The following is a 20,625-nucleotide window of genomic DNA, read 5'->3' on the forward strand; positions in this document are numbered from 1 at the left end:
CCACCAGGTCCGGCCGGTGCGCGGCGACCGCGGCCAGCCCGTCCGCACCGTCGGCTGCCAGGTGCACCTCCCAGCCGGCCTGCTCCAGATAGCGGCGTACGACGTCACTGACCGTCGGATCGTCGTCGACCACCAGCACCCGATGTCCCACATCGGCAACGCTACCGACGTCCGGTAGCGGACCCGGCCTGGTGTGTCCTTTCGGATTTCTTACGGCTGCGGATGACGGCCAGCAGCGTTACCAGGGCTACGGCCGCGAGGATGAGCAGAAGATTCCGGCCGTACGACAGCGGCAGCGCCGACGGGTTGTCGGTCGGCCGGCCCGGTGACAGCACGAAAGGCAGGCCGGCAACGGTGAGGGCGGCTCCGACGAGCAGGGCTGTCCGGACCGGCCGCCGGGCCGGGGACGGCAGATGCCGGTCGATGAGCGCGCCGACGGCGAGTACCAGGGGCATCCACACGAAGTCGTGCACGATCAGCACTACGGCGAGGAACAGCAGTATCCCGGCGAGCCGGACGTCCGGGTCGGTGAGCAGGCCGGCGACGCCGTAGCCGAGACCGGCGACGCCGGCCAGGATCAGCAGTGCACGCAGGCGGGTCACGGTTCGTTCCGTACGGTGATCCGCCCGACCCACTTCGTCTGGAGCACCCCCGGCCGGTTCGGCGCAATCAACCGGGTCGGGTAACCGTGGTCGGGGTGCAGTATTTCGCCGTTGAGGCGCAGCGCGAGCAGGGTGAGCGGGTCGCGGGTGTGCGCGGGCGCCACGGTCGAGGCCCGGTAGCGGCCGGTCGCCTCCAGCGACTCGAGGTCGACCCGGGCCCGGTCCGGGTCGGCGCCGACCATCGCGGCGAGGTCACGTAGCCGTACGCCGGTCCAGTTGGCGGTGGAGCTCCAGCCCTCCACACAGGCGATCGGCAATACAGCGGTGTACTGCGGCAGCGCTGCGAGTTCGGTGAGGCCGAGCCGGTGCTCCCCGGCCGGCCCGGTGACGATCAGCCGGTATCCCGGGTCTAGGGCGGCGGTCAGGACGCCGGCAGCGCCTGCGGTGCGGTTGACCGGTACGCCCTGCGGGCCGGTCCCGGGCTGGCGCGGCGCGAGCAGCGTGACCGGCGTGAACGGCCGGACCGTCTGGCCGACGGTGGTCACGGTGATCAGCCCGACCGCGGCCCCAACGGCGAGCAGCAGTTCCCGTCGCGTCCGGCTGGGCTCGTCCGGCCGGGCCGGTGGCGGCCGGCGGGTCAGGGCGGTGCGGACCACGGGCAGCTGCACGCCGAGGTGGACCAGCAGCGCGCCGGCCCCCAGCCAGGCCACCCAGTAGTGTCCGTCGGTGAAGAAGAACGGCATCGGCGCGTACCAGCGTGCGATGTTCAACAGGCCGCTGGCCACTTGGAACAGGGCGGCCGCCACCAGCACCGCGACCCCGGCACGCTCGGCCGCGTGCATGGCAGAGCGGGCCGGTGGCCAGGTGAACAGGCGCGGGTAGACCGCCCACAGTTTCGCACCGAGCAGCGGTATGCAGGCCAGTCCGGCCGCCACGTGCAGCCCCTGCGTCACCTGGTAGAGCCGGACCGGGCGGGACGGCCACCAGAACCAGCCCGGCGGATGCTGGATCAGGTGGCTCAGCAGCCCGGTGACGAAACAGGCGGCGAACGCCACGCCGAGCCACATGCCGAGCCGGCTGGTCAGCGCGGTGGACCGGCGCCGGCTGACGAAGGTGCCGATCCGGCGCTCGCCGTTCACCGCGGGCTCAGCGTTGCGAACCATCGGCCGGCCTGGGTGCGGGTGTTGAGCACGCGCATACCGGCGGTGGCAGCCAGCTCGCCCAAGTCGTCGAAGGCGACCGATGCCCAGGCGAGTGCCGTGACGCCGGTCGGTGTGTGCGCTGTCGCCGGTCCGGACCAGCTGGGCGTGCCGGGCGGCGCGAACTCGGCGTGCAGCCGGCCGGCCGGGGCCAGCAGTTCCCGGCAGCGGTGCAGCAGCCGCAGCGGGTCGCCGCCGATGCCGATGTTCTCGTCGGCGAGCAGCAGGTGCCGCCACCGGCCGGTGCCCGGCAGCGCAGTGAACACGTCCCGGCGCAGCGCGGTCGCGCCCCGCCGTCGGGCCAGTCGGACGGCCGCCGCGCTGATGTCGATGCCCAACGCGGGACGGCCGGCCCGGGCCAGCGCGGCGGACAGGCGACCCGGACCGCAGCCGACGTCGAGCGTGGGCCCGGTGCACGGGTCGAGCAGCGCCGCATCGCCGGGCAGGTCGTCGCGGCACCAAAGGGCGGGGTCGAAGGTCAGGCCGCGAACGGTGAACGCGGCCGGCCGGCCTGCCTCGACCCGCCGCAACGCCGCGTCGAACACGGCGCTCATCGCGGCACCGCCGGGTCCGGCAAGCAGCCGGTGACCGCGCGGGCGAAGCGGCTGTCCGGCGCGCAGCGGGCCGCGACCGCGTACGCGTCGGCCGCGACGTCCACGTCGCGCAGCATCGGCAGCAGCGTCACCCGCAGCCCGCTGTGACGCAGCGCGGCGAGCGTGGCGGCACCGGTGTCCGGCGTGGACGTCGCGATGGCGCGCAGTGCAGCGGCCGGCCCCGGATCGCGCAGGCCGAGCGCCCACCAGCCGCCGTCGCTTGCCGGCCCGAGCACCGCGTCCCAGCCGGGCCGGACTGTCAGCAGCTCGAGCGCCGCGTCGAGGTGTCCGGTGGTCAGCTGCGGGGTGTCCATTCCGATCAGCAGGGTGGGCTCACCGGGTCGGCCGTGGTCGGTGAAGGCGTTTGCCAGGCGTTCCGGCAAGCCGGGACCGCGCTGCGTGTGCGTGCTCCAGCCGGCCGTGGCCGGGTAGGAGCCGTCCACGACGAGTACCCGGTGGTGGGCCGAGCAGGAACTGACGGTGTCGATGGTGTCGGCCAGCGCGGCGGCCGCGACCCGGGCCGCCTGCTCGGGCGTGCACGGTGGGCACAGCCGGGTCTTCACCCGGCCAGGCACCGGCGCTTTGGCCAGGACCAGCACCCGGCCGCCGGTCGGCGCCCTCATCGGGACAGCACCGCGCTCATGTCCCGGACGGCGCGGGCAGTGCCCAGCAGCGTGCCGGTCACCTTCGAGCGCGTGCCGGCCGCCCGCGGGTGGTAGTCCACGTCCACCTCCAGCACCGGCCAGCCGGCCCGGCCTGCCGCGATCAGCAGTTCCAGCGGATACCCGAACCGGCGGTCGCGCAGGTTCAGCGCCAGCAGGTCGGCGCGGCGCGCGGCCCGCATTGGCCCGATGTCGTGCACCTGCAGGCCGGCGGTCCGGCGTAGCCGGCGGGTCAGCAGGGCGTTGGCGAACCGGGCGTGCGCCGGCCACGCGCCGCGGGTCACCGGCCGGCGACGGCCGGTGGCCAGCCGAGCGAGGCCGTCGCGGACCGGGTCGGCCACCCGGGGCAACTGGGCCGGGTCGAAGGAGCCGTCGGCGTCCATCACGCAGACCACACCGTCGTCCGGGTCGGCCAGCAGAACTCCGGCGTGCACCGCGGCGCCGTAGCCAGGCTGGGTCACCGTGACGACCGTGACGCCGTGCTCACGGGCGACCGCCGGGGTCGCGTCGGTCGAACCGTTGTCGACCACGATCGGCCGGTAGCCGGCCGGCATCCGGGCCAGCAGGCCGGGCAGCGCCGGGGCCTCGTTCCGGCAGGGCAGCACCACATCGCTCATGATTCGCAACGTAGTGACCAGCGCGGCCCGAAGGTCTTACCGCGCGATGACGAACCCTTACCGAACGATGACGGCTGGCGGCACACCGGCATCGTGACGGGCGGGCCGCCTACGGTCGGCGCATGACCCACGTACTCGTGACCGGCGGAGCCGGGTTCATCGGATCGCATGTGGTGGCCGCGCTGCGCGCGGACGGCCACGACGTGACCGTCATCGACTCCGGTTGCACGGCGGCGCACCGGGTGCCACCTGTCGCCGACGTCTCCGGGGTCCCGGTGCGCCGGGTCGACCTGCGCGACCGGGACGCCGTGGCCGCAGCCCTGGTGGGCGTCGACGCGGTAGTGCACCAGGCGGCCATGGTGGGCCTCGGCGTCGACCTCGACGACCTGCCCGACTACGTCGGCAGCAACGACCTGGGCACTGCGGTGCTGCTGGCCGTGATGGCGCGCGCGGACATCAGCCGGCTGGTGCTGGCCAGCTCCATGGTGGTCTACGGCGAGGGCGCCTACGAGTGCCCGCAACACGGTCCGACCCGGCCGGTCGGCCGTGCCGAGGACGATCTCGCCGCGGGCCGGTTCGAGCCGGTCTGCCCGGCATGCCGGTCGCCGCTGCGGCCGGGACTGGTCACCGAGGACGCTCCGCTCGACCCGCGCAACGTGTACGCGGCCACCAAGGTCGCCCAGGAGCACCTGTCCGCGGCCTGGGCCCGGCAGACCGGCGGCGCCGTGGTAGCCCTGCGCTACCACAACGTGTACGGGCCCCGCATGCCGCGGGACACGCCGTACAGCGGGGTCGCGGCGATCTTCCGGTCGGCGCTGGCGGCGGGCCGGCCGCCGCGGGTCTTCGAGGACGGCGGGCAACGCCGTGACTTCGTCCACGTCCGTGACGTCGCGGCGGCGAACCTGGCCGCCCTCGCCTCGACCGCGGTCCGGCCGGGCTGGCGCGCCTACAACGTGGCGTCCGGCCGCCCGGCGACAATCGGCGCGATGGCGGCCGAGCTGTCCCGCGCCGCAGACGGCCCGCCGCCGGTGACCACCGGCGAGTTCCGGCTGGGCGACGTCCGGCACGTCGTCGCCTCACCGGCCCGCGCCGAGGCCGAACTGGGCTTCCGGGCAACGGTCGAGCTTTCCGCCGGGCTGGCCGAATTCGCCCACGCACCGCTGCGCGGATGAGGCACCGCGCCGATGCACTCGCCGCCGGCTCCGCGCTCGGCCTGTTCGCCCTGGCTGGCCTGGTGGGCGGGCTGATGTGGCTGGCAGGCCGGCCGGTGCAGGCCAGCGCCGCCCCGCTGTTCGCGCACTGGCGGCCGCATCTCGGACCGGGCACACCCGGCGCGGTGCTGACCGCCGTGCTGGTGTGCCGGTACGGGCCACAACTATCCGCACGGCTGCCGTGGCAGCGGCTGTCACCGGTCGCCTATTTGAGCGCGGTGCTGTGGACCCTCATGCTGGCCCTGGTTGACGGCTGGCAACGCGGGGTCGCCGGTCGCCTCACCACCCGCCCGGAGTACCTCCACGAGGTCCCCGGCGTCACCGACCTGCCGGCCACCGTGCGCGGCTTCACCGACCGGATCCTCGACTTCCAGCCGGACTCGTGGACCACCCACGTCGCCGGGCACCCGCCCGGTGCGCTGCTGATCTTCGTCGGGCTCGACCGGGCCGGCCTGTCCGGCGGCGGCTGGGCCGGCCTGCTGTGCATCCTCGCCGGCTCGCTCGTCGCGGTCGCCGTGCCGCGGACGGTGCGGCTGCTCGGCACCGACGCAGCAGCCCGCGCCACCGTGCCCTTTCTGGTGCTGTTCCCGGGCGCGGTCTGGGTCGGGGTGTCGGCGGACGGCCTGTTCGCCGGGATCACCGCCACGGGGATCGCCGTACTGGCGTCCGGCGCAGTACGCGGCTGCCCGGTCCGGCTGACGGCCGGGGGGACGCTGCTCGGGCTGGGCTGCTACCTGTCGTACGGGCTGGTGCTGATGGCCCCGATCGCGGTGGTCGTGCTGGCACTCGCCCGGATCCGGCCGGTTCTTCTCACCTGGGCGGTGATCGGCGGCGCCACGGTGGTGGCAGCGTTCACCGCAGCGGGTTTCGACTGGCTCACCGGATACCACCTGGTGGTCGAGCGCTACTACCAGGGCATCGCGGCGCGTCGCCCCTACGCGTACTGGGTCGGGGCGAACATCGCGATCCTGGCGGTCAGCGCCGGACCCGCCACCGCGGTGATTCTGCGGCGCGCGGCCCGGCGGGCCCGGCTACTCGTCGCCGCGCTGCGCAGCACCCGCCGTCCCGGCCGCCCTCCCCGGATGCCGGACCTGAGCGGTCAGGCGGGGTGGCTGCTCACCGTCTCGGCGCTGGTGGCGATCACCGCCGCCGACCTGTCCGGATACAGCAAAGCCGAGGTCGAACGGATCTGGCTACCGTTCACGGTGTGGCTGCTCGCCGGCGCCGGGCTGATCCCGACCGAGCACCGCCGCATCTGGCTGGCCGTGCAGGCCGCAGTTGCCCTGCTGGTCAACCACCTACTGCTGAGCACCTGGTGAAACCAGGATTGCCGTCGGCTTCATCCGCAGTGACGGCACGGACCCGGGCTCACCGAAGACGCCAATTCCACGCTGATCCTGACGTGTGAGCAGGCGCAGCTAACATGCACGCCCGCACCGCCGGCGTACGCAGCCCGACGATGGGCGACATCGAGCAGCGGACCGGAGATCCTGCACCTCCTGCGACCAGGCGATGCCCCGCTGAGTGTGGCGACGTTGCTCCCACCGCAGCCGCATGCAGCGATTCCCGAGATCGACGTTCGGCACCCAGAAGCCAATGGTTCGTGTCGGACGGCGATATCGAGGCACGCATCGCCGCGATCGGGACGCGGTCCTGATGAGCCTGGCGGGCAGGGATCAAGACAAGCGCATGCTGAGCCTGGTCGAGGCGTTGCTCGAGGTCGGGCTTCGTAACCAACAGCGGCGAACTCGGACGATCAACGTGGGAAGACTAGGGCGGCGCCGAGTAGTGCGGCACCCAGGACGAGGAAGACGACGCCGATGATCGCGGCGGCCTCCGGCGATTGCCACAATCGCGGCATGAACCTGCCGGGGCGCGCGATGCGCTCGCCCAAGTCATCGGAGTTGATGAGTGGCATGACGGCTCCTGACCGGGATATGTCGGTGAAACGTTACGTAATGTCGCGGGAGATCGCTGCGTTGAGGCAGGTTGCGCCCGCCTTAGGGTGCCGCAGTCAACCGTTCGCCGGCCACCGCGGATATGGAGACCATGTAGCTGGACGGCCCGGGCCCTTCCGCCGTCTGCCAGATGAGCTGCACAGGTCCGTAATCACCAGGTCGGGGCAAGCGCCGATCGGGCGTTGTGTGCGCTGTGGCCGCTCGACCGCGCTGGGCTGGTGCTTGGTCTGGTGTTGGGCCGGACAACATCGCCGGTGCCCGGGCCGGGCCTAGATCGCCTGCTGGTCAACCGGTTCGTGTGTGACCAGCAGGCGACGGCTGGCTCACCGGCAGGCTTTTCCCTTGTTGATGCAGGCGGCGATGCGTTGCATCGTCTGCGCCGAGTTGACGTTCACGAAGTCGTTGTGGTCCGAGAACGGGTTGTGGTCCTCCTCGGGGAAGGAATCCAGGGCGTATTGACCTTTCAGCTGGACGTTGCGGGGGATGTAGTAGGAGATGGTGATCCGCAACTGGGGGATAGCGACGAAACCCTGCGGGCAGGCGCCGGTCGTGTCGTCGGCGAAGGCGACATGGCTGCGATGGTTGTCGCTGTCGATGTTGCGGCCGTCCCAGCAGCCGGGGAAGTCATGGACCCGCTGCACCCGGCTGCCGGGCGGGCAGATCGGGTATCTGTCGGAAAGCCGGTCGGTGAAACCCAAGCAAGTCCAGGTGGCGCGAGCGTTGGCCGGGCCGCGGCTGGTGGGTTTGGCATCTCCGGTCAGTGCCCGCAAGAACTCCTGGTTGATTGCCGCCAGCGCGCCGGCGCGGCGGGTGCGCAACCACTGCAGTTCGGCGTTGGTCCGCTCGGGGTTGATGCCACGTGCGGCCAGGACCCGCCGGCCGGCCGCGACTCGGTCGGCAGGGTCATCCGCGGCCCCGCCTGTGGTTGAGGTCGGTGATGGTTGGGGGCGAACATCCTGGACTGCTGGCTGCACCAGATGGGCCTCGCCTCGCCTTCGACGGCGACGACGAGCCGTACTGGGTGCAGGATTTCGCCACCCGAAGTGGTGAGCCGCGGGCTCAGCCCTTCACCGAGCCGGCGACCATGCCCCGGATGAAGAAGCGCTGCAGGGACAGGAAGACGATCAGCGGGATGACCATCGTGAAGAAGCCGCCCGCGGTGATCAGCTGCCAGCCCTGACCCTGCTGGCCGATCAGGCCGGCCAGGTTGACCGTCATCGGCTCGTTCTCACCGGGGCCGAGGAAGATCAGGGCCACCAGCAGGTCGTTCCACACCCACAGGAACTGGAAGATCGCGAACGAGGCGAGCGCCGGCACCGACACCGGGATGACCAACCGCCAGAACGTGGTGAAGTGCGTGGCGCCGTCCACCTTCGCGGACTCGATCAGCTCCTTGGGCAGGGTGGCCATGTAGCTGCGCAGGATGAAGATGGCCAGCGGCATGCCGAACCCGATGTGCGCCAGCCAGACGGCCGGGAACGTGCCGTTGAGGCCGAACTGGCCGTACAGCTGCAGCAGCGGTACCAGGGCCACCTGATTGGGCACCACGAGCAGACTGACGATGATGATGAACAGCAGGTCTCGGCCCTTGAACTGCATAAAGGTGAACGCGTAGGCGGCGAACGCGGCGATCAAGATGGGGATAAGAGTGGCCGGCAACGTGATCGCGAAGCTGTTGATGAATGCCCGGAACATGTTGCTCTCGGTGGCCACCTCGGTGTAGTTCGCCAGCGTCCACTGGGTGGCGTCGAGGGGCGACTTCAGCACCGTCCACCAGCCGGTGGCGTTGGCGGCGTCCGGTTGCCGGAGCGAGGTGATCAACAATCCGATCACCGGCACGATCCACAGGAAGCAGATGATCAGCAGGACAGTCTTGACGACCCAGTTGGCCTTGCCGGCGTTCTCGCCCACCCCGGCGAGGTGCCGACGACGGCCGCCCATGGTCTTGCGGTCGGTGACCGGATCAGGCACCGGGGTGGGCTGCGGCCCTTGGCTGACGGTGGTCATCGTCCTGCCTCCTGTGCCCGGAACTGGCGAACCTGATAGATCATGACCGGGATGATCGCCACCATCAGCATGACGACGATCGCCGCGGCGAAGCCGGCGTTGCCGTTGGTAAACAGCTGGTTGTAGAACTCCAGCCCGATCACGTTGGTGTTGAAGTTGCCGTTGGTCATCACGTACACCACGTCGAAGACCTTCATCACGCCGATCAGCACGGTGATGAACACGACCGTGACGGTGGGCCAGATCTGCGGTACGACGACCCGGAAGAACGCCTGCCGCTCGGTGGCGCCGTCGATCCGGGCGGCTTCCAGCGTCTCGGTCGGCACCCCCTTGACCGCCGCGGACAGCAGCACCATGGAGAAGCCGACCTGTGCCCAGATCAGGATGACCATGAGCCAGAAGCTGTTCAGGTGGAAGCGTTCCTGTTGCAGCCAGACGACCGGATCGAAACCCAGCGCCGTGACGATCGCGTTCTGCAACCCGATCTGCGGCTGACCGGCCGGGCGTGCCTCGTACACGAAGCGCCAGATGGTGGCCGCACCGACCATGCTGATCGCCATCGGCAGAAAGATGATCGTCTTGGTCAGCTTCTCACCGCGCGGCCGCAGCCGGTCGGCCAGCACCGCGACGGCCAGGCCCAGGATCACCGTGGCGGTCGGCACGATGACGATCCAGAGCAGGGTGTTGAACAGCGTCTGGAGGAATGCTTCCGAGGTCAGTAGTTGCCGATAGTTGTCGAGGCCGACCCACTCGGTGGAGGTCCGGTTGGCGAAGCTGTAGACGATGGTTTGATACGCCGGATAGATCAGGAACAACCCGATCGCCGCCACCGCGGGCAGGATGTAGACGTACGGCTTGATCCGGTCCTCCCAACGGCCCGGCAACCGCTCGGCGAGCTTGTTGAGCAGGTAGTAAAGCACCAGCGCCCCGCCGACCCCGGCGATGATCGAGATCAGCGCGGTTATCACTTTCTCCGTCATCACCGATCAGCTCCTAGTAGTCCGGCCAACTCTCGTCAATGTCCCTGAGTACTGTGGCGGTGTCCTCCTGGCCGGTCACCCAGGTCACCATCCCGCGCCAGAAACTGCCCGAACCCACCTCGCCGGGCATGGTGTCCGAGCCGTCGAACACCGCCTCGGTGGAGGAGTAGGCGATCTCGGCGATGGCGCGCATCGTCTCGTTCGGGTACTTCGACCGGTCGAAGTCCTTCCACGGGGAGATGAAGCCGCCGTCGGGTGCCAGCTGGTTGCCGAACTCCTTGCTGGTGATGAACTCCAGTACCCGCACGGTGTCCGGGTTGTCGTTGAACAGCCCGGCCAGGTCACCGGCGCCGAGCACCGGCTGGCCCGCGCCGGCCTGCACCGGCGGCAGCGGGAACACGCCCGCCTCGGTGTCGATGTTCTGCACGATCCGGTCCGGGAAGTTGCCGGGCTGGGCCAGGAAACTGGCCTGGCGGTGCAGGAAGCACTTCGGCGGGTTCTCGAACATCGGGTTGCCCGCGGTGGCGAAGTTGGTGCTGGCGATCGACCCGCGGTCACCCAGCACGTTGCCCTCGGGGAACCAGATCTTGCCGATCTCGTCGACGGCCTGCTGGATCAGCGGGTCGTTGAACGGGATCTGGTGGCTGGTCCACTGCTTGTACTTGGCGCCGCCGCCGAACCGCAGGACGTAGTCCTCCACCCAGTCGGTGGCCGGCCAGCCGGTCGCGGCCTGGCTCTCGATCCCGACGCACCACGGCGGCGTGCCGTCTGCCTTGATCTTGTCGGTGAGCGCCAGCAGCTCCTGGTGCGTCTTCGGCACCGTGTACCCCTTGGCTTCGAACGCCTTCTTCGGATACCACACCAGGCTCTTGACGCTGGTGGACATCGGGATGGCCCAGACCCTGCCCTCGGCGTCGCTGGCCGCGTCGAACAGGTACATGTTGTTCTTGTTGTACCGGCTGGTGTCGACGACCGTGTTGAGGTCGAAGAGCCGGCCGGACAGGGCGATGTCCAGGGTGATGCCCGGCTGCGGGTAGATCGCGATGTCCGGCAGGTTGTTGCCGGCCACCCGGCTGCGGATCAGCTTGTCGAAGTCCGGCGTCGAGGACAGCCGGACCTTGATGCCGTTCTGGTCCGCCCACGGCTGCACGATGTCCTGGAAGCTCCGCGACTGGTCGCCGCTGAAGCCGTACATGACCTCGACGACGTCGTCCTCGGCGCCGCGGTTGCGACCGGCTCCGGGTTCGGCGAGGCACGCCGAACCGCTCAGGCCCACGACCGCCGCCACGGCAGCGGCCCGTACCGCCCGCCTCCATCTGTCCATACCGGCTCCCGTCGAACGAGACGTGTCGATCACCGTGACTCAGCTCACACACTTCGCCCCCAGTGGGCGGCTGTCAACCTTGCGGGCCCCGCCGTGCGAGCGAGGGTTTGGCGCGGGTGGGGCTGGGCGATGTCCGGTCGATGCCTTCGCGGCCGTCCGAACCGCTCGGGAGGCACTCCTTGGCCTACTGTGGAGGCATGAACTGCGCCGGGAGCCGTGACGTCGGCGCAGGCGTGCGCCCCCGCCGAAGCTGCGCTCGTTCGCCCCGTCCGGAAGCCGTTGAAGTCCACTTACCGCACCGGACCGGCACCGGGACGACACAGTGAATTCCGCGCATCCGGATCCGGCCTTCCCGAGCCTGCATGGTCGCCCCCCATACGGATGGGTGAACGATCCGAACGGCTGCTCGTTCGTCAACGGTCGCTACCACCTGTTCTTCCAGTACAACCCCGACGCGCCCGTGCACGGCGGGATCAAGTGGGGACATGTCAGCTCGGCGGATCTGCTCCACTGGCGGCAGCACCCGATCGCTTTGGTCAACCGTCCCGGCGAGCTTGACGAGTACGGGTGCTGGAGCGGCTCGGTGACAGATGATGCCGGCGTGCCCACCGCGGTCTACAGCGCCGTCGCCGACAAAAGCGGCCGATCCGTCGTACTGCTCGCCCGCAGTGACCGAGACATGCTGCACTGGCACCAGGACCGGGAGCCCGCCGCCGGCATGCCGGACGATCCGGCCATCAGTCACGCACGAGACCCGTTCCTCTTCGAGGCCAACGAACGCCGATACGCCGTTCAAGGTGCCGGGCACACGCACGGCAGTCCGCGGATACTCGTCTACGGCTGCGACGACTTGTCCTCGTGGAGGGAGTTAGGAACTCTTCTATCGGGCGACAACCCGATCGCAGCCGAGGCGGCGCCGGCGAACATCTGGGAGTGCCCCAACCTGCTGCCTCTCGGTGACCGGTGGATCTTGATCCTCTCACTCTGGCGTCACGTCGACGGCACCCAGCGCCTGGCCGGGGTGAGCTACGTCATCGGTGATCTTGGAATCGGATCGGATGGCCCACGCTTCACACCCGTCGGCGGCGGAGAACTCGACCGAGGCCCGTGTTTCTACGCCCCGCAGGTCCTGCGCCATGACGGTCGGATCCTGCTGTGGGCATGGTCCTGGGAGCACGGCCGAACGCCGGAAGACATCGCCGGGGCCGGCTGGGCCGGCGCGCTCACCTTCTGCCGTGAGTTGTCCCTGCTCGGTGACACGCTGGTGTCGAGGCCGGTGCCCGAACTCGCCGGGCTGCGCCGGGAGGCACTGCCGGTCGCCTCGGATCAGCCTTTCACCGCCACCGCCTACGACATTGAGCTGCACCCCGACGCACGACAAGCGACACTGTGGCTGCTAGACGGCGGTGACGAACAGTTGGTCGCTGAGGTCGACCTCTCACCCTCCCCAGTGGTAAAGCCGCGCATCCTCGTTGACGGATCCATGATCGAAACCTTCGACGGCACGGCCACTGCCTACACAACCCGGGCGTATCCGACAATGACCAGCCGTTGGCTTCTGCGGCTCACGCAGCCCGCGCCCATAAGCGCCTGGCGGCTCGGCCTGCAATAGACGAAACATCGGCCTGATGCGCCTGCCTTGCAGGGAACCTCTCGGGTTGAGCTTCCCCCGGTTTGGCGGAGCTTCTCAAACATGATCGACTGATGGACTGCGAGCGCTTCACTCCCGGGTCGACTCAGCCGCGAACCCCGCTCGACTGATCTGCGTCTGGTTCTGCCAGAACGCGGATCTTGTTGTTCCAGGTTGGTATCGGCGGTATGCCGGAGAGCATCGTGGCGGGCCTGCGCACTCAGGTGGATGGGCGGGGCGATGCAGGCCACCCTGTGGTCGCGCGACGAGGCGGAGCGGGAGCGGGCGCTGGCCGTCGGGCACGACCTCGACCGGGTGTTCACCACCGCCGACCTGGTGTCCGGCGACAACATGTTTCTTCGTCCCCACCGGCGTCACCTCTGGCGACCTGCTGCGCGATGCGGACCAGGAGTGGCACCATCCAGGTCGTCGGCTCGTTCCACCGGCTGGTGAGGCTCGGCGGCTACTCGATGGTCGACTTCGATGGCACCCCGCTGGCCGAGGCGGTACCGCTGGCCAGGAACCCGTAGCCGGACGGCGGCAGGGTCCACCGGTCGTCGCCCGTGGACCCTGTCGAAGGAACATCAATGATCAGCTTACGATGACCGCCGCCCCGTAAAAATTGAGCGATTGGACGGCGTCCGCGTAAAGCAGGGCGGAACCGCACCTGGGGGCATCGGCCGGCGGACCGGGGCACGGAATCGTGTTGAGACCGGCCGAAATGGTTCCCCGGACGCTGACTTTGCCTAGGACGCTGGTCGGGACATACACCGAACCGCCGCTGTCGCCGGTGCCGAAGGCGACCTTGCCGTCGACCTGCGAGGCGGCCACCAGCGGACCGTGGATGACGCCGTCCCCGAATTCGGTGAACACGTCCACGGCGTCGACCTTGACGTTGCAGTGCTCACCGGTGGCCGCGCCTCCGGTACACACGAAGGCACCGACGAAGCTCGACTTGGCCGACTCGACGCTACGGGTGGACGACGAGGTCGGCCCGCCGACGAAGATCCGGCCGCTGACGACGGTGCCGCTCGGCAGCGTGATCATCATGGTGTCCCGCGCGTTGTTGTCCGAGTCCACGGTGCCCATCGCCTCACCGGCGCCGTCCACCACCGCGTCGCCATTGGCCCCGCAGTGGCCGGCGGTGAGCATCTTGTCCCTGTTCTGATGACGCACCGCGAATCCGGTCGAGCAGAATCCTCGGCGCGCCGGGTTGTAGCGGCTGCCGCCGTTGTACGGGGAGCAGTCGTCGCGCCGCCCGCCGCACGAGGTCGGTCGGAACCCGCGGTCCGGCGTCATCGTGACGGGCACGTCGGTGCCCCACGTGGACCTCGCGGTCCGCATCGCGGTCATGTTGCCGGCGGCCTCCACACCGCTGCCGTCGACCTTGCCGGCCGCGCTGGTGACCTCGGGACGGGCCACCAGTGCCCGGCTCACCGCCGCCAGCTCGGTCGCCGAGTAGCGGGCCGACCGCACCCGCACCGGCACGTCGGCGCGCACCTGGTCGATGATGCGGGCGGTCTGCGCCGGCATGGCGCCCTTCCAGTAGACGACGAGATCCCGCTTCGCCAGGTCCAGCTCCACCCCGGCAAGCCCGGCCGCCGCGCCGCCTGCCTTGGTCACCCGGGCCGCCGCCGCCTCCAGCCGACCCTGTACGGCGATCGCCTCCGTCCAGGAGGCGAAGCCGGGCGGCGCGGCGCCGAACACGGCGCCGTCTGCCTCGGCTGTCGGCTTGGCTTGGTCGGCCGCCGCCCAGCCGGTCGCCAGCCCGACAAGGCCCACACATAGTGCTCCGGCCACGCCGGTGGCCAGCAGCGAGCGTCCCCGTGACCGCGCGAAACTGTGGAACCGCCTCATGCTCGATCCTTTCCGGTCGTTGGGCGCGAACACGCCCGACCCAACCATCGCCCCGTGCGGGACGAGGGCAATCGATCTCTTGTTACTCGACTCCTTCGAGCAGCTGACGTCGAACCTTTGCTCCGAAGAACGTGCCGCAGACCTGGGCGAGGCGTGCCGCCGGCACCCGCTTCGACTTTGCAAGCCATGAGTGCACTGGCCGACGCGGACGACCTTTCCGCGATGACCGCACCCAAGAGTGTGGACCCCGGCATCAGTGGCACCACCGGGGAAGATCCAGTGGCCTGACCTCCCTCGACCACCACATCAACGCGCTCGTACAGGCCCGCTGCGACCACGCACACCGCGCATCCTCGATCAGCCAACACATGGCGGTGCTGCGCGAGGCCGGCCTGATCCACAGCGACCGGGTCGGCAAGGCTGTGCTGCACATCATCACGCCGCTCGGCGTGGGCGCTGCTCCACGCGGACACGCTGGCCGCGGCCTGGCCGCACTGTGATCCATGGCCCCTCACGCTGCTCGAACAGTGTGAGGAGAACCTGGATCACATCACCTGCGGTGCGCCGCGGCCGTCAGCAGCCGGCGGCGGGGTCGTCGGCCATCGCCACGCCATGGTAGGCGATGATCTCGACGGTGATGGTCCTGGTGTTGCCCGGCGACGGGATTCTCTATTGGATTGCCGACGCGCACCTGACGAACAAGTCGTCGGCGAAGGCTGCCCCGCCGGTCACGGAGACCGTCACGACTATGTTGCCGTCGCGGTATGGCCAGGAAGCGAACTCGGCGCGCTGGTAGTCCGTGTTGGTGAGGGTGTAGGTGCTGCCGTCGATGACGGTGTCCACGCTCCCGCGGCGCTCGTTCACCGTCAGCTGGACACGCGGGTTTCCCGTCGGCGGCGGGGTAAACGTCGGCACCCCCATGATGCCCTTCTTCAGGTACATTTCGGCCCTGCATGTCACCTGGCCGCCGGACGGCCGGGGCAGGACTAACGCATTGGTGGAGATCCGCGCGGGCACGGTGCCCGGCGCGTCGAACCACGCGGCAAACTCGCCGCCGTTGGTGGGGCGGGCTTCGACGTGAGTGATGAGGTTGACGATGCTGCTGCCCTCGGTGTGGTGGGCGTTCCAGAAATCGTAGGGGTTGCCCTCGAAGCCGTTTTGGGTGGTCACAACCCCGGCCTGGGCCGGGATGGCGGTGACCACGCCGGCGCCGAGCAGGGTCAGCGCCGCGGCGGCGACGACGACCCATCGGGTCCGCCTGGTTCGGTGAGGTCGGAACATGCGTGTTCGTCCTTTCGTGGGGCTGGCGGTGTTTGGTCGGCCGCGGGATGCACGTGGTGAGCCGGCGGCCGTCAGTGGCGAGGTGCTGGCCACGACCGCGCTGGTCCAACCCGGCATCTCCCCTTTGGTCCACTTGCGGCTGTCGTTGAAGAGCCCGCACTAACTGATTGCCGACGCGCACCTGACGAACAAGTCGTCGACGTAGGCCATCCCGCCGGTCACGGAGATCTCCACGATCAGGTTGGCGTCGCGGCGGTACGGCCAGAATGCGAATTCGGCGCGCCCGTAGTCCGTGTTGGTGAGGGTGTAGGTGCTGCCGTCGATGACGGTGTCCACGATCCCGCGGCGCTCGCTCACCGTCAGCTGGACACGCGGGTTATCCGTCGGCGTGGGGGCGTCGGCCTTCTTCAGGTACATTTCGGCCCTGCATGTCACCTGGCCGCCGGACGGCTCGGGCAGGAACAACGCATTGGTAGAGATCCGCGCGGGCACATTGCCCGGCGCGTCGAACCACGCGGCTTTCCTGCCGCCGTTGGTGGGGCGGGCATCGGCGTGAGGGACGAGGTTGACGATGCTGCTGCCCTCGGTGTAGCGGGCGTTCCAGAACTCGTAGGGATTGCCCTCGAAGCCGTTTTGGACGGTCACAACCCCGGCCTGGGCCGGGATGGCGGTGACCACGCCGGCGGCGAGCAGGGTCAGCGCTGCTGCGGCGGCGACGACCCATCGGGTCCGCCCGGTTCGGTGACGTCGGAACATGTGTGTTCGTCCTTTCGCAGACACAGACCGGCTGTTCGACCCGTTCGTCAGCAACTGAAGGTGAAGTCGTCGGCGGCGGCAATGCCGCGGTAGGCGGCGATCTCGACGGTGATGGTCCTGCTGTCGGCCGGCCATGGGATCGGCTCGAAGGTCATCTGCGCCCAGCCCGAATTATCGACGTCCCGGCCGGTCGACGAGATGATCCGCCCGGTCGGGCCGCCGCTGTGGACCGTGAGCAACACCTGGACGTGGCCTGTGGAAGTACGGATCCAGACGCCCGCCCGGCAGGTCCTCGGCGGCAGGGGCGCGCCGTTGTTGAGGGTGATCGAGCGGAAGACCCTCGCCATCGCCGGAGTGTGCGGATGGGCGTCCAGGTTTGCGTGCTCCGTGCCGGAGTGGGACGGTCCGAGGCTGCCTATGAACGCGTCGGTCTTCCCCGGTATGGTGCCGGTGGTCCAGCCGCCATTCTCGAAGTCGTCCGTGATGGGCAACGTCTCGGCGTGTGCCGGCGAGGCGACGGTCGAGCCGACCGCCGCCGTCAGGACGAGCGTCGCGGCCGCGGCGACCCAGCGGGCCGATCCGCGTCGTTGGCGCCGGACCAGACCTCGAAGCATGGCGTGTTCCTTTCGCCCGGTTCGTTGACGTCGGAACATGAGGTTCATCCTTTCGTTGGCAAAGGGTGCTGGCCGGCCACCCGGGTGACCCGGCGGTGCTGGGCAACGCACCAGGACAGTGGTGCAGGGCCTTGTCTGGTGCGCCGGCGCCCGGTGGAGGCTGTCAGCAACTGAAGCTGAAGTCGTCGGCAACGCCTATGCCGCGGTAGGCGGTGATCTCGATGGTGATGGTCCTGCTGTCGGCCGGCCATGGGATCGGGTTGAAGTGTCGCTGCTTCCAGCCCGTGTCGACGATGTTGTTGCCTCTCACCGAGATGATCCGCCCGGTCGGGCCGCCGCTGTGGACCCTGAGGTGCATCTGGACGTTCAGCCAGACTGGGGGGAGTGGGACTCCTGGGGGTGAAGGAACCGATACGGCATCGACCCAGACGCTCGCCTGGCATGTCGTCGGCAGGGGCGCGCCGTTGTTGAGGGTGATCGAGCGGAAGACCTTCGCCTCCGCCGGAGCCAGCGGATAGGCGTCCAGGTAAGCAACATCCGGGCCGGTGCGGGGCCCCCCGAAGCTGCCAACGTGCGCGCTGGTCCTACCCGATACGCCCTGGGTGGTCCACAGGCCACTGCTGAAGCTGTCCGTGATGGGCAACGTCTCGGCGTGTGCCGGTGAGGCGACGGTCAAGCCGATCGCCGCCGTCAGGGCGAGCGTCGCGGCCGCGGCGGCCCAGCGGGCCGATCCGCGCCGTTGGCGCCGGACCAGACGTCGAAGCATGGCGTGATCCTTTCTACGGATTTCCGACTGGGCACGCCCGCTCTTCCGACTGGGCACGCCCGTACTTGAGTTGGTGAGGCTGTGGTGTGGCCGCCGAGGGCCGTCCCGCTCCGGCGGAAAGCGCGGATACGCGCTACGTCTTTCCGCCGGTGTGCGGGGGAACTCGCCGAGCGGGCGAATCTGCCGCGCCACTATTTAGACGAACGCACGCGTCTCCACCAGAGCATTGATGCTTAAAAGGGCATACACGAGGGCAGACGTCTCGAAGCTGTCGTTCACCGGCGCCAGCTCGGCCTGTCCCGTCGCCGCGCTGGTGAGGACGATGGCGGCAGTGACGGCCAAGGCCGTGATCAGCCCGCCGATCACGCGCCGAAGCGCCACGACCCGGGTGCCCGCCGGATTGTGTCGATGCATGTCAGTCCTCCACTATCATGGCGGTGACTATCCGCCGGACCCATCGTGACGGCGGGCTTCATCGAAATTGCACGGGTGTTTTCATCGCCCGGTGAAGCGTTGATGCAACTCCGATGAACTGCCTCGGCCAGACTGATCCGGCGCCGCCCACCCGGGCCACGATCCCCGCAGGTCGAGGAGGCCCGCACGAAACTCTCCGCAGCGTTCGCGTCGCGGATGGGACGCCGGCTGGGGCTGACTGCGCTCGCCGCTGTCGCCGTAGCCACAACGCTCAGCCCGCCCGCGGCTGTCGCTGCGCTGATGATCGTCGGGCGGGCGTTGAGGCTCCGGCTGGTCTGCGGGCTCACCACCGCCGAGGTCGACCGCGCGTTCCTGGTGAGCGAGCGGCCTGTGCGTACGGTTGCGGTTTGCGCTGGTCGAGCTGGGATACGGTCCGTCACCCTCGGGTGAGATTTGATGCGAAGCGGGCCGGGTGTTGCCTGGCGGTACGCCGATTCGCGCTGTCCCCGGATGGGCAGGTGAGTGGAGGCGTCGCAGTCGTGGGGGCCGACCTGACAATTACGAGAGATCGAAGGGGGTGGGGGAGTGGCCTTCCCAGATCTGGCGGGATGCCTGTTCGGGGGAGGGCAGAGTCTTCGACTTGGCGTCCAGGACGCGGGTGAGGTGCTCGCCGGGCCGGTGGGCGGACCAGCCCGCGTCGCCGGTGGTGATGAAGCGGACCCATGCCTGCTGGAGTTCGCGGGAGAGCGCGACAGCCTCGGGAGTGGGCTGTTCGCCGATGAGCTGGGTGCCGACGGGGCTGTCCAGCGTGCCGAACGCCAGGGGCACGTCGAGGCTGTGGCAGGCGCCCAGGATGCCGCCGAGGGCTGGGGCAGTCCAGCACAGTTCGAACAGGTACGAGGTGCCGCCGGCTGCGGCGTTCGCCTCGGCCAGCTTCTGTGACGGCATGCGGAAGAGGGCGTCGGAGTACACCGTCTCCACCATCTCCTCCGGGCTTGCCTGCGGGAACGCGGCACGGTAGGCCCGCGCGCCGTCCGGCTGCGGGGCGTGCAGTTCCAGGGCTGCGTGGGCGTCCTGCTCGGTGAAGGTGCCGTACCGGCCGCTCATGACGCTGAAGTACCGGAATTCGTCGCGGGTGTGGCCGACGAGTAGTTCGGTCCCGCTCGCGCGCGCCCCGGTCAGCGCGGGCCAGGGCGTTTCCGGGAGGACGTCGCCGTCGACGACGGGGCACAGCCCGGTGCCGGCATCGGTGAGGCGTCCCCGGCTCTGCCGGTGCGCGTGGAGGCCGGCGTTGAAAGAGGTGAGCTCGGCGGCCAGATGCCATGGGTCGATGTCGCGCAGGGCCTCGGCGGTGGGGGCCGCCGCGCCGAGCCGGTCCGCGAACGCGGCGGTGACCTGCCGTGCCAGCGCGGGGGTGCTGTGCAGCCCCGGCACCGAGTGGGCCGGCACGGTGCGCCAGGTCGCCGACAACGCCCACCACGTCGCCGCGGCCTCCGAGGAGCTGTCCGCGGTGTCCACCCAGATGTCCTCGGCCGCGGAGGAAACCTCGGTGCAGGCCGGTGCCGTGTCCGACGCCGCCGACCTGGTGTCGCGCAACGTGCAGACGGTGGCTGCCGGCGCCGAGGAGATGGGCACTTCGATCCGGGAGATCGCGAACAGTGCCACCGAGGCGGCCACGGTCTCTGGGCAGGCGGCGCAGACCGCGGAGCGGACCAACGAGATCGTGATACGTCTGGGCGAGTCGTCGACCGAGATCGGCAACGTAATCAAGACGATCACGGCGATCGCCGAGCAGGCCAACCTACTCGCGCTCAACGCCACCATCGAGGCGGCCCGGGCCGGCGAGATGGGCAAGGGCTTCGCGGTGGTGGCGTCCGAGGTCAAGGACCTGGCGCAGGAGACCGCGCAGGAACTCGCCCGGATGGCCGCTGAGCTGCATCAGACCATCTCCGCCTACCGCGTGTAACCGATCACGGTGACGGGACCGGGTCGGCACTGGCGATGCCAGGCCGACCCGGATGGTAGGCGGACGTCAGCCGGTGTTGCACCGTGTCACGCTCGATCCACCCTGCAGACCCGCCCGTTAAGCGGTCCACCCGGTTATGCACCGCGTGTTGGCGCGGATCAGACAACCTCGCCGTTCTGTGCGCCGGC

23 protein-coding genes and 1 pseudogene are annotated in these 20,625 nt (G+C 69.6%); 6 read left to right on the forward strand and 18 right to left on the reverse strand.

Translation table 11 applies throughout. From position 1 onward, the window contains the following. The 6 genes from Ari01nite_RS47985 to Ari01nite_RS48010 all read right to left on the reverse strand — a co-directional run. On the reverse strand, window positions 1-151 hold a 151-nt coding region (locus Ari01nite_RS47985; RefSeq protein WP_203791300.1), incomplete at its 3' end, for a response regulator. Between the two features lie 10 nt (window positions 152-161). Beyond that, on the reverse strand, window positions 162-602 hold the full coding sequence (locus Ari01nite_RS47990) for a hypothetical protein (protein WP_203791267.1): 441 nt from the start codon (window positions 600-602) through the stop codon (window positions 162-164). Then, window positions 599-1,765, reverse strand: coding sequence for a molybdopterin-dependent oxidoreductase (locus Ari01nite_RS47995; protein WP_203791268.1), 1,167 nt, complete (start codon window positions 1,763-1,765; stop codon window positions 599-601). Before Ari01nite_RS47995 ends, Ari01nite_RS47990 begins: the two co-directional genes overlap by 4 nt. Further along, window positions 1,738-2,355: a methyltransferase domain-containing protein gene (locus Ari01nite_RS48000; RefSeq protein ID WP_203791269.1), complete on the reverse strand. Its 618-nt coding sequence runs from the start codon at window positions 2,353-2,355 to the stop codon at window positions 1,738-1,740. The genes Ari01nite_RS47995 and Ari01nite_RS48000 overlap by 28 nt, the downstream gene beginning before the upstream one ends. After that, complete coding sequence (locus Ari01nite_RS48005; RefSeq protein ID WP_203791271.1) at window positions 2,352-3,017, reverse strand: TIGR04282 family arsenosugar biosynthesis glycosyltransferase; 666 nt, start codon at window positions 3,015-3,017, stop codon at window positions 2,352-2,354. The genes Ari01nite_RS48000 and Ari01nite_RS48005 overlap by 4 nt, the downstream gene beginning before the upstream one ends. Next, a complete protein-coding gene (locus tag Ari01nite_RS48010; RefSeq protein WP_203791273.1) occupies window positions 3,014-3,673 on the reverse strand; it encodes a glycosyltransferase family 2 protein in 660 nt (219 codons plus the stop codon). Before Ari01nite_RS48010 ends, Ari01nite_RS48005 begins: the two co-directional genes overlap by 4 nt. Window positions 3,674-3,795: 122 nt before the next feature. On the opposite strand from Ari01nite_RS48010, the gene Ari01nite_RS48015 reads away from it, so the two are divergent. Beyond that, window positions 3,796-4,845, forward strand: a complete 1,050-nt coding sequence (locus tag Ari01nite_RS48015) for an NAD-dependent epimerase/dehydratase family protein (RefSeq protein ID WP_203791275.1) — start codon at window positions 3,796-3,798, stop codon at window positions 4,843-4,845. Continuing rightward, a complete protein-coding gene (locus Ari01nite_RS48020) occupies window positions 4,842-6,203 on the forward strand; it encodes a hypothetical protein (RefSeq protein WP_239163675.1) in 1,362 nt (453 codons plus the stop codon). The genes Ari01nite_RS48015 and Ari01nite_RS48020 overlap by 4 nt, the downstream gene beginning before the upstream one ends. Window positions 6,204-6,640: 437 nt before the next feature. Here the strand turns inward: Ari01nite_RS48020 and Ari01nite_RS48025 are convergent, their stop codons facing one another. The 5 genes from Ari01nite_RS48025 to Ari01nite_RS48045 all read right to left on the reverse strand — a co-directional run bounded on the left by Ari01nite_RS48025 (window position 6,641) and on the right by Ari01nite_RS48045 (window position 11,153). Further along, window positions 6,641-6,802 (reverse strand): hypothetical protein, encoded by a 162-nt coding sequence (locus tag Ari01nite_RS48025; RefSeq protein WP_203791277.1) that lies wholly within the window; start codon window positions 6,800-6,802, stop codon window positions 6,641-6,643. Between the two features lie 363 nt (window positions 6,803-7,165). Next, window positions 7,166-7,660, reverse strand: coding sequence for a DUF1996 domain-containing protein (locus tag Ari01nite_RS48030; RefSeq protein WP_239163676.1), 495 nt, complete (start codon window positions 7,658-7,660; stop codon window positions 7,166-7,168). A gap of 241 nt (window positions 7,661-7,901) precedes the next feature. Continuing rightward, entirely contained in the window at window positions 7,902-8,849 is a 948-nt protein-coding gene (locus tag Ari01nite_RS48035; protein WP_203791279.1) for a carbohydrate ABC transporter permease, read from the reverse strand. Then, window positions 8,846-9,829, reverse strand: coding sequence for a carbohydrate ABC transporter permease (locus Ari01nite_RS48040; protein WP_203791281.1), 984 nt, complete (start codon window positions 9,827-9,829; stop codon window positions 8,846-8,848). Before Ari01nite_RS48040 ends, Ari01nite_RS48035 begins: the two co-directional genes overlap by 4 nt. Before the next feature lie 13 nt (window positions 9,830-9,842). Beyond that, a complete protein-coding gene (locus Ari01nite_RS48045; protein ID WP_203791283.1) occupies window positions 9,843-11,153 on the reverse strand; it encodes an ABC transporter substrate-binding protein in 1,311 nt (436 codons plus the stop codon). 322 nt (window positions 11,154-11,475) lie between these two features. On the opposite strand from Ari01nite_RS48045, the gene Ari01nite_RS48050 reads away from it, so the two are divergent. Both Ari01nite_RS48050 and Ari01nite_RS48055 read left to right on the forward strand, forming a co-directional pair. Continuing rightward, the gene (locus Ari01nite_RS48050; RefSeq protein ID WP_275410962.1) at window positions 11,476-12,765 is read left to right on the forward strand and encodes a glycoside hydrolase family 32 protein; all 1,290 of its coding nucleotides are present in this window, start codon (window positions 11,476-11,478) and stop codon (window positions 12,763-12,765) included. A 149-nt stretch (window positions 12,766-12,914) separates the two neighbouring features. Next, window positions 12,915-13,313, forward strand: a pseudogene (locus Ari01nite_RS48055) (fructose-bisphosphatase class II); the annotation flags it as partial. A gap of 61 nt (window positions 13,314-13,374) precedes the next feature. On the opposite strand, the gene Ari01nite_RS48060 reads toward Ari01nite_RS48055, so the two are convergent. Beyond that, a complete protein-coding gene (locus Ari01nite_RS48060) occupies window positions 13,375-14,640 on the reverse strand; it encodes a chymotrypsin family serine protease (protein ID WP_203791286.1) in 1,266 nt (421 codons plus the stop codon). Between the two features lie 368 nt (window positions 14,641-15,008). On the opposite strand from Ari01nite_RS48060, the gene Ari01nite_RS51225 reads away from it, so the two are divergent. Next, the gene (locus tag Ari01nite_RS51225; RefSeq protein WP_275410963.1) at window positions 15,009-15,140 is read left to right on the forward strand and encodes a hypothetical protein; all 132 of its coding nucleotides are present in this window, start codon (window positions 15,009-15,011) and stop codon (window positions 15,138-15,140) included. A gap of 169 nt (window positions 15,141-15,309) precedes the next feature. On the opposite strand, the gene Ari01nite_RS48065 is transcribed toward Ari01nite_RS51225, so the two are convergent. The 6 genes from Ari01nite_RS48065 to Ari01nite_RS48090 all read right to left on the reverse strand — a co-directional run bounded on the left by Ari01nite_RS48065 (window position 15,310) and on the right by Ari01nite_RS48090 (window position 19,989). Continuing rightward, window positions 15,310-15,843 carry a hypothetical protein gene (locus Ari01nite_RS48065; RefSeq protein WP_203791287.1) on the reverse strand — a complete coding sequence of 178 codons (534 nt, stop codon included), beginning with the start codon at window positions 15,841-15,843 and terminating at the stop codon, window positions 15,310-15,312. Between the two features lie 237 nt (window positions 15,844-16,080). Then, on the reverse strand, window positions 16,081-16,677 hold the full coding sequence (locus Ari01nite_RS48070) for a hypothetical protein (protein ID WP_203791288.1): 597 nt from the start codon (window positions 16,675-16,677) through the stop codon (window positions 16,081-16,083). Window positions 16,678-16,724: 47 nt separating this feature from the next. Continuing rightward, a complete protein-coding gene (locus Ari01nite_RS48075) occupies window positions 16,725-17,291 on the reverse strand; it encodes a hypothetical protein (RefSeq protein ID WP_203791289.1) in 567 nt (188 codons plus the stop codon). 163 nt (window positions 17,292-17,454) lie between these two features. Further along, window positions 17,455-18,057, reverse strand: coding sequence for a hypothetical protein (locus Ari01nite_RS48080; RefSeq protein ID WP_203791290.1), 603 nt, complete (start codon window positions 18,055-18,057; stop codon window positions 17,455-17,457). A gap of 195 nt (window positions 18,058-18,252) precedes the next feature. Continuing rightward, on the reverse strand, window positions 18,253-18,471 hold the full coding sequence (locus Ari01nite_RS48085; protein WP_203791292.1) for a hypothetical protein: 219 nt from the start codon (window positions 18,469-18,471) through the stop codon (window positions 18,253-18,255). A 558-nt stretch (window positions 18,472-19,029) separates the two neighbouring features. Continuing rightward, on the reverse strand, window positions 19,030-19,989 hold the full coding sequence (locus Ari01nite_RS48090; RefSeq protein ID WP_239163677.1) for a carboxylesterase family protein: 960 nt from the start codon (window positions 19,987-19,989) through the stop codon (window positions 19,030-19,032). On the opposite strand from Ari01nite_RS48090, the gene Ari01nite_RS48095 reads away from it, so the two are divergent. Next, the gene (locus tag Ari01nite_RS48095) at window positions 19,982-20,437 is read left to right on the forward strand and encodes a methyl-accepting chemotaxis protein (protein ID WP_203791304.1); all 456 of its coding nucleotides are present in this window, start codon (window positions 19,982-19,984) and stop codon (window positions 20,435-20,437) included. The genes Ari01nite_RS48090 and Ari01nite_RS48095 overlap by 8 nt on opposite strands. Window positions 20,438-20,625 lie beyond the last annotated feature (188 nt).

The sequence above is a fragment of the Paractinoplanes rishiriensis genome (assembly GCF_016862375.1).
GTDB classification, from domain to species: Bacteria; Actinomycetota; Actinomycetes; order Mycobacteriales; family Micromonosporaceae; genus Actinoplanes; species Actinoplanes rishiriensis.

What these genes read in the sequence shown, in the direction of transcription:
- Ari01nite_RS47995 (WP_203791268.1), bottom strand. Translation starts at nt 1,765, where the DNA reads ATGGTTCGCAACGCTGAGCCCGCGGTGAACGGCGAGCGCCGGATCGGC.
- Ari01nite_RS48000 (WP_203791269.1), bottom strand. Translation starts at nt 2,355, where the DNA reads ATGAGCGCCGTGTTCGACGCGGCGTTGCGGCGGGTCGAGGCAGGCCGG.
- Ari01nite_RS48005 (WP_203791271.1), bottom strand. Translation starts at nt 3,017, where the DNA reads ATGAGGGCGCCGACCGGCGGCCGGGTGCTGGTCCTGGCCAAAGCGCCG.
- Ari01nite_RS48010 (WP_203791273.1), bottom strand. Translation starts at nt 3,673, where the DNA reads ATGAGCGATGTGGTGCTGCCCTGCCGGAACGAGGCCCCGGCGCTGCCC.
- Ari01nite_RS48015 (WP_203791275.1), top strand. Translation starts at nt 3,796, where the DNA reads ATGACCCACGTACTCGTGACCGGCGGAGCCGGGTTCATCGGATCGCAT.
- Ari01nite_RS48020 (WP_239163675.1), top strand. Translation starts at nt 4,842, where the DNA reads ATGAGGCACCGCGCCGATGCACTCGCCGCCGGCTCCGCGCTCGGCCTG.
- Ari01nite_RS48025 (WP_203791277.1), bottom strand. Translation starts at nt 6,802, where the DNA reads ATGCCACTCATCAACTCCGATGACTTGGGCGAGCGCATCGCGCGCCCC.
- Ari01nite_RS48035 (WP_203791279.1), bottom strand. Translation starts at nt 8,849, where the DNA reads ATGACCACCGTCAGCCAAGGGCCGCAGCCCACCCCGGTGCCTGATCCG.
- Ari01nite_RS48040 (WP_203791281.1), bottom strand. Translation starts at nt 9,829, where the DNA reads ATGACGGAGAAAGTGATAACCGCGCTGATCTCGATCATCGCCGGGGTC.
- Ari01nite_RS48045 (WP_203791283.1), bottom strand. Translation starts at nt 11,153, where the DNA reads ATGGACAGATGGAGGCGGGCGGTACGGGCCGCTGCCGTGGCGGCGGTC.
- Ari01nite_RS48060 (WP_203791286.1), bottom strand. Translation starts at nt 14,640, where the DNA reads ATGAGGCGGTTCCACAGTTTCGCGCGGTCACGGGGACGCTCGCTGCTG.
- Ari01nite_RS51225 (WP_275410963.1), top strand. Translation starts at nt 15,009, where the DNA reads ATGGCGGTGCTGCGCGAGGCCGGCCTGATCCACAGCGACCGGGTCGGC.
- Ari01nite_RS48070 (WP_203791288.1), bottom strand. Translation starts at nt 16,677, where the DNA reads ATGTTCCGACGTCACCGAACCGGGCGGACCCGATGGGTCGTCGCCGCC.
- Ari01nite_RS48075 (WP_203791289.1), bottom strand. Translation starts at nt 17,291, where the DNA reads ATGCTTCGAGGTCTGGTCCGGCGCCAACGACGCGGATCGGCCCGCTGG.
- Ari01nite_RS48080 (WP_203791290.1), bottom strand. Translation starts at nt 18,057, where the DNA reads ATGCTTCGACGTCTGGTCCGGCGCCAACGGCGCGGATCGGCCCGCTGG.
- Ari01nite_RS48085 (WP_203791292.1), bottom strand. Translation starts at nt 18,471, where the DNA reads ATGCATCGACACAATCCGGCGGGCACCCGGGTCGTGGCGCTTCGGCGC.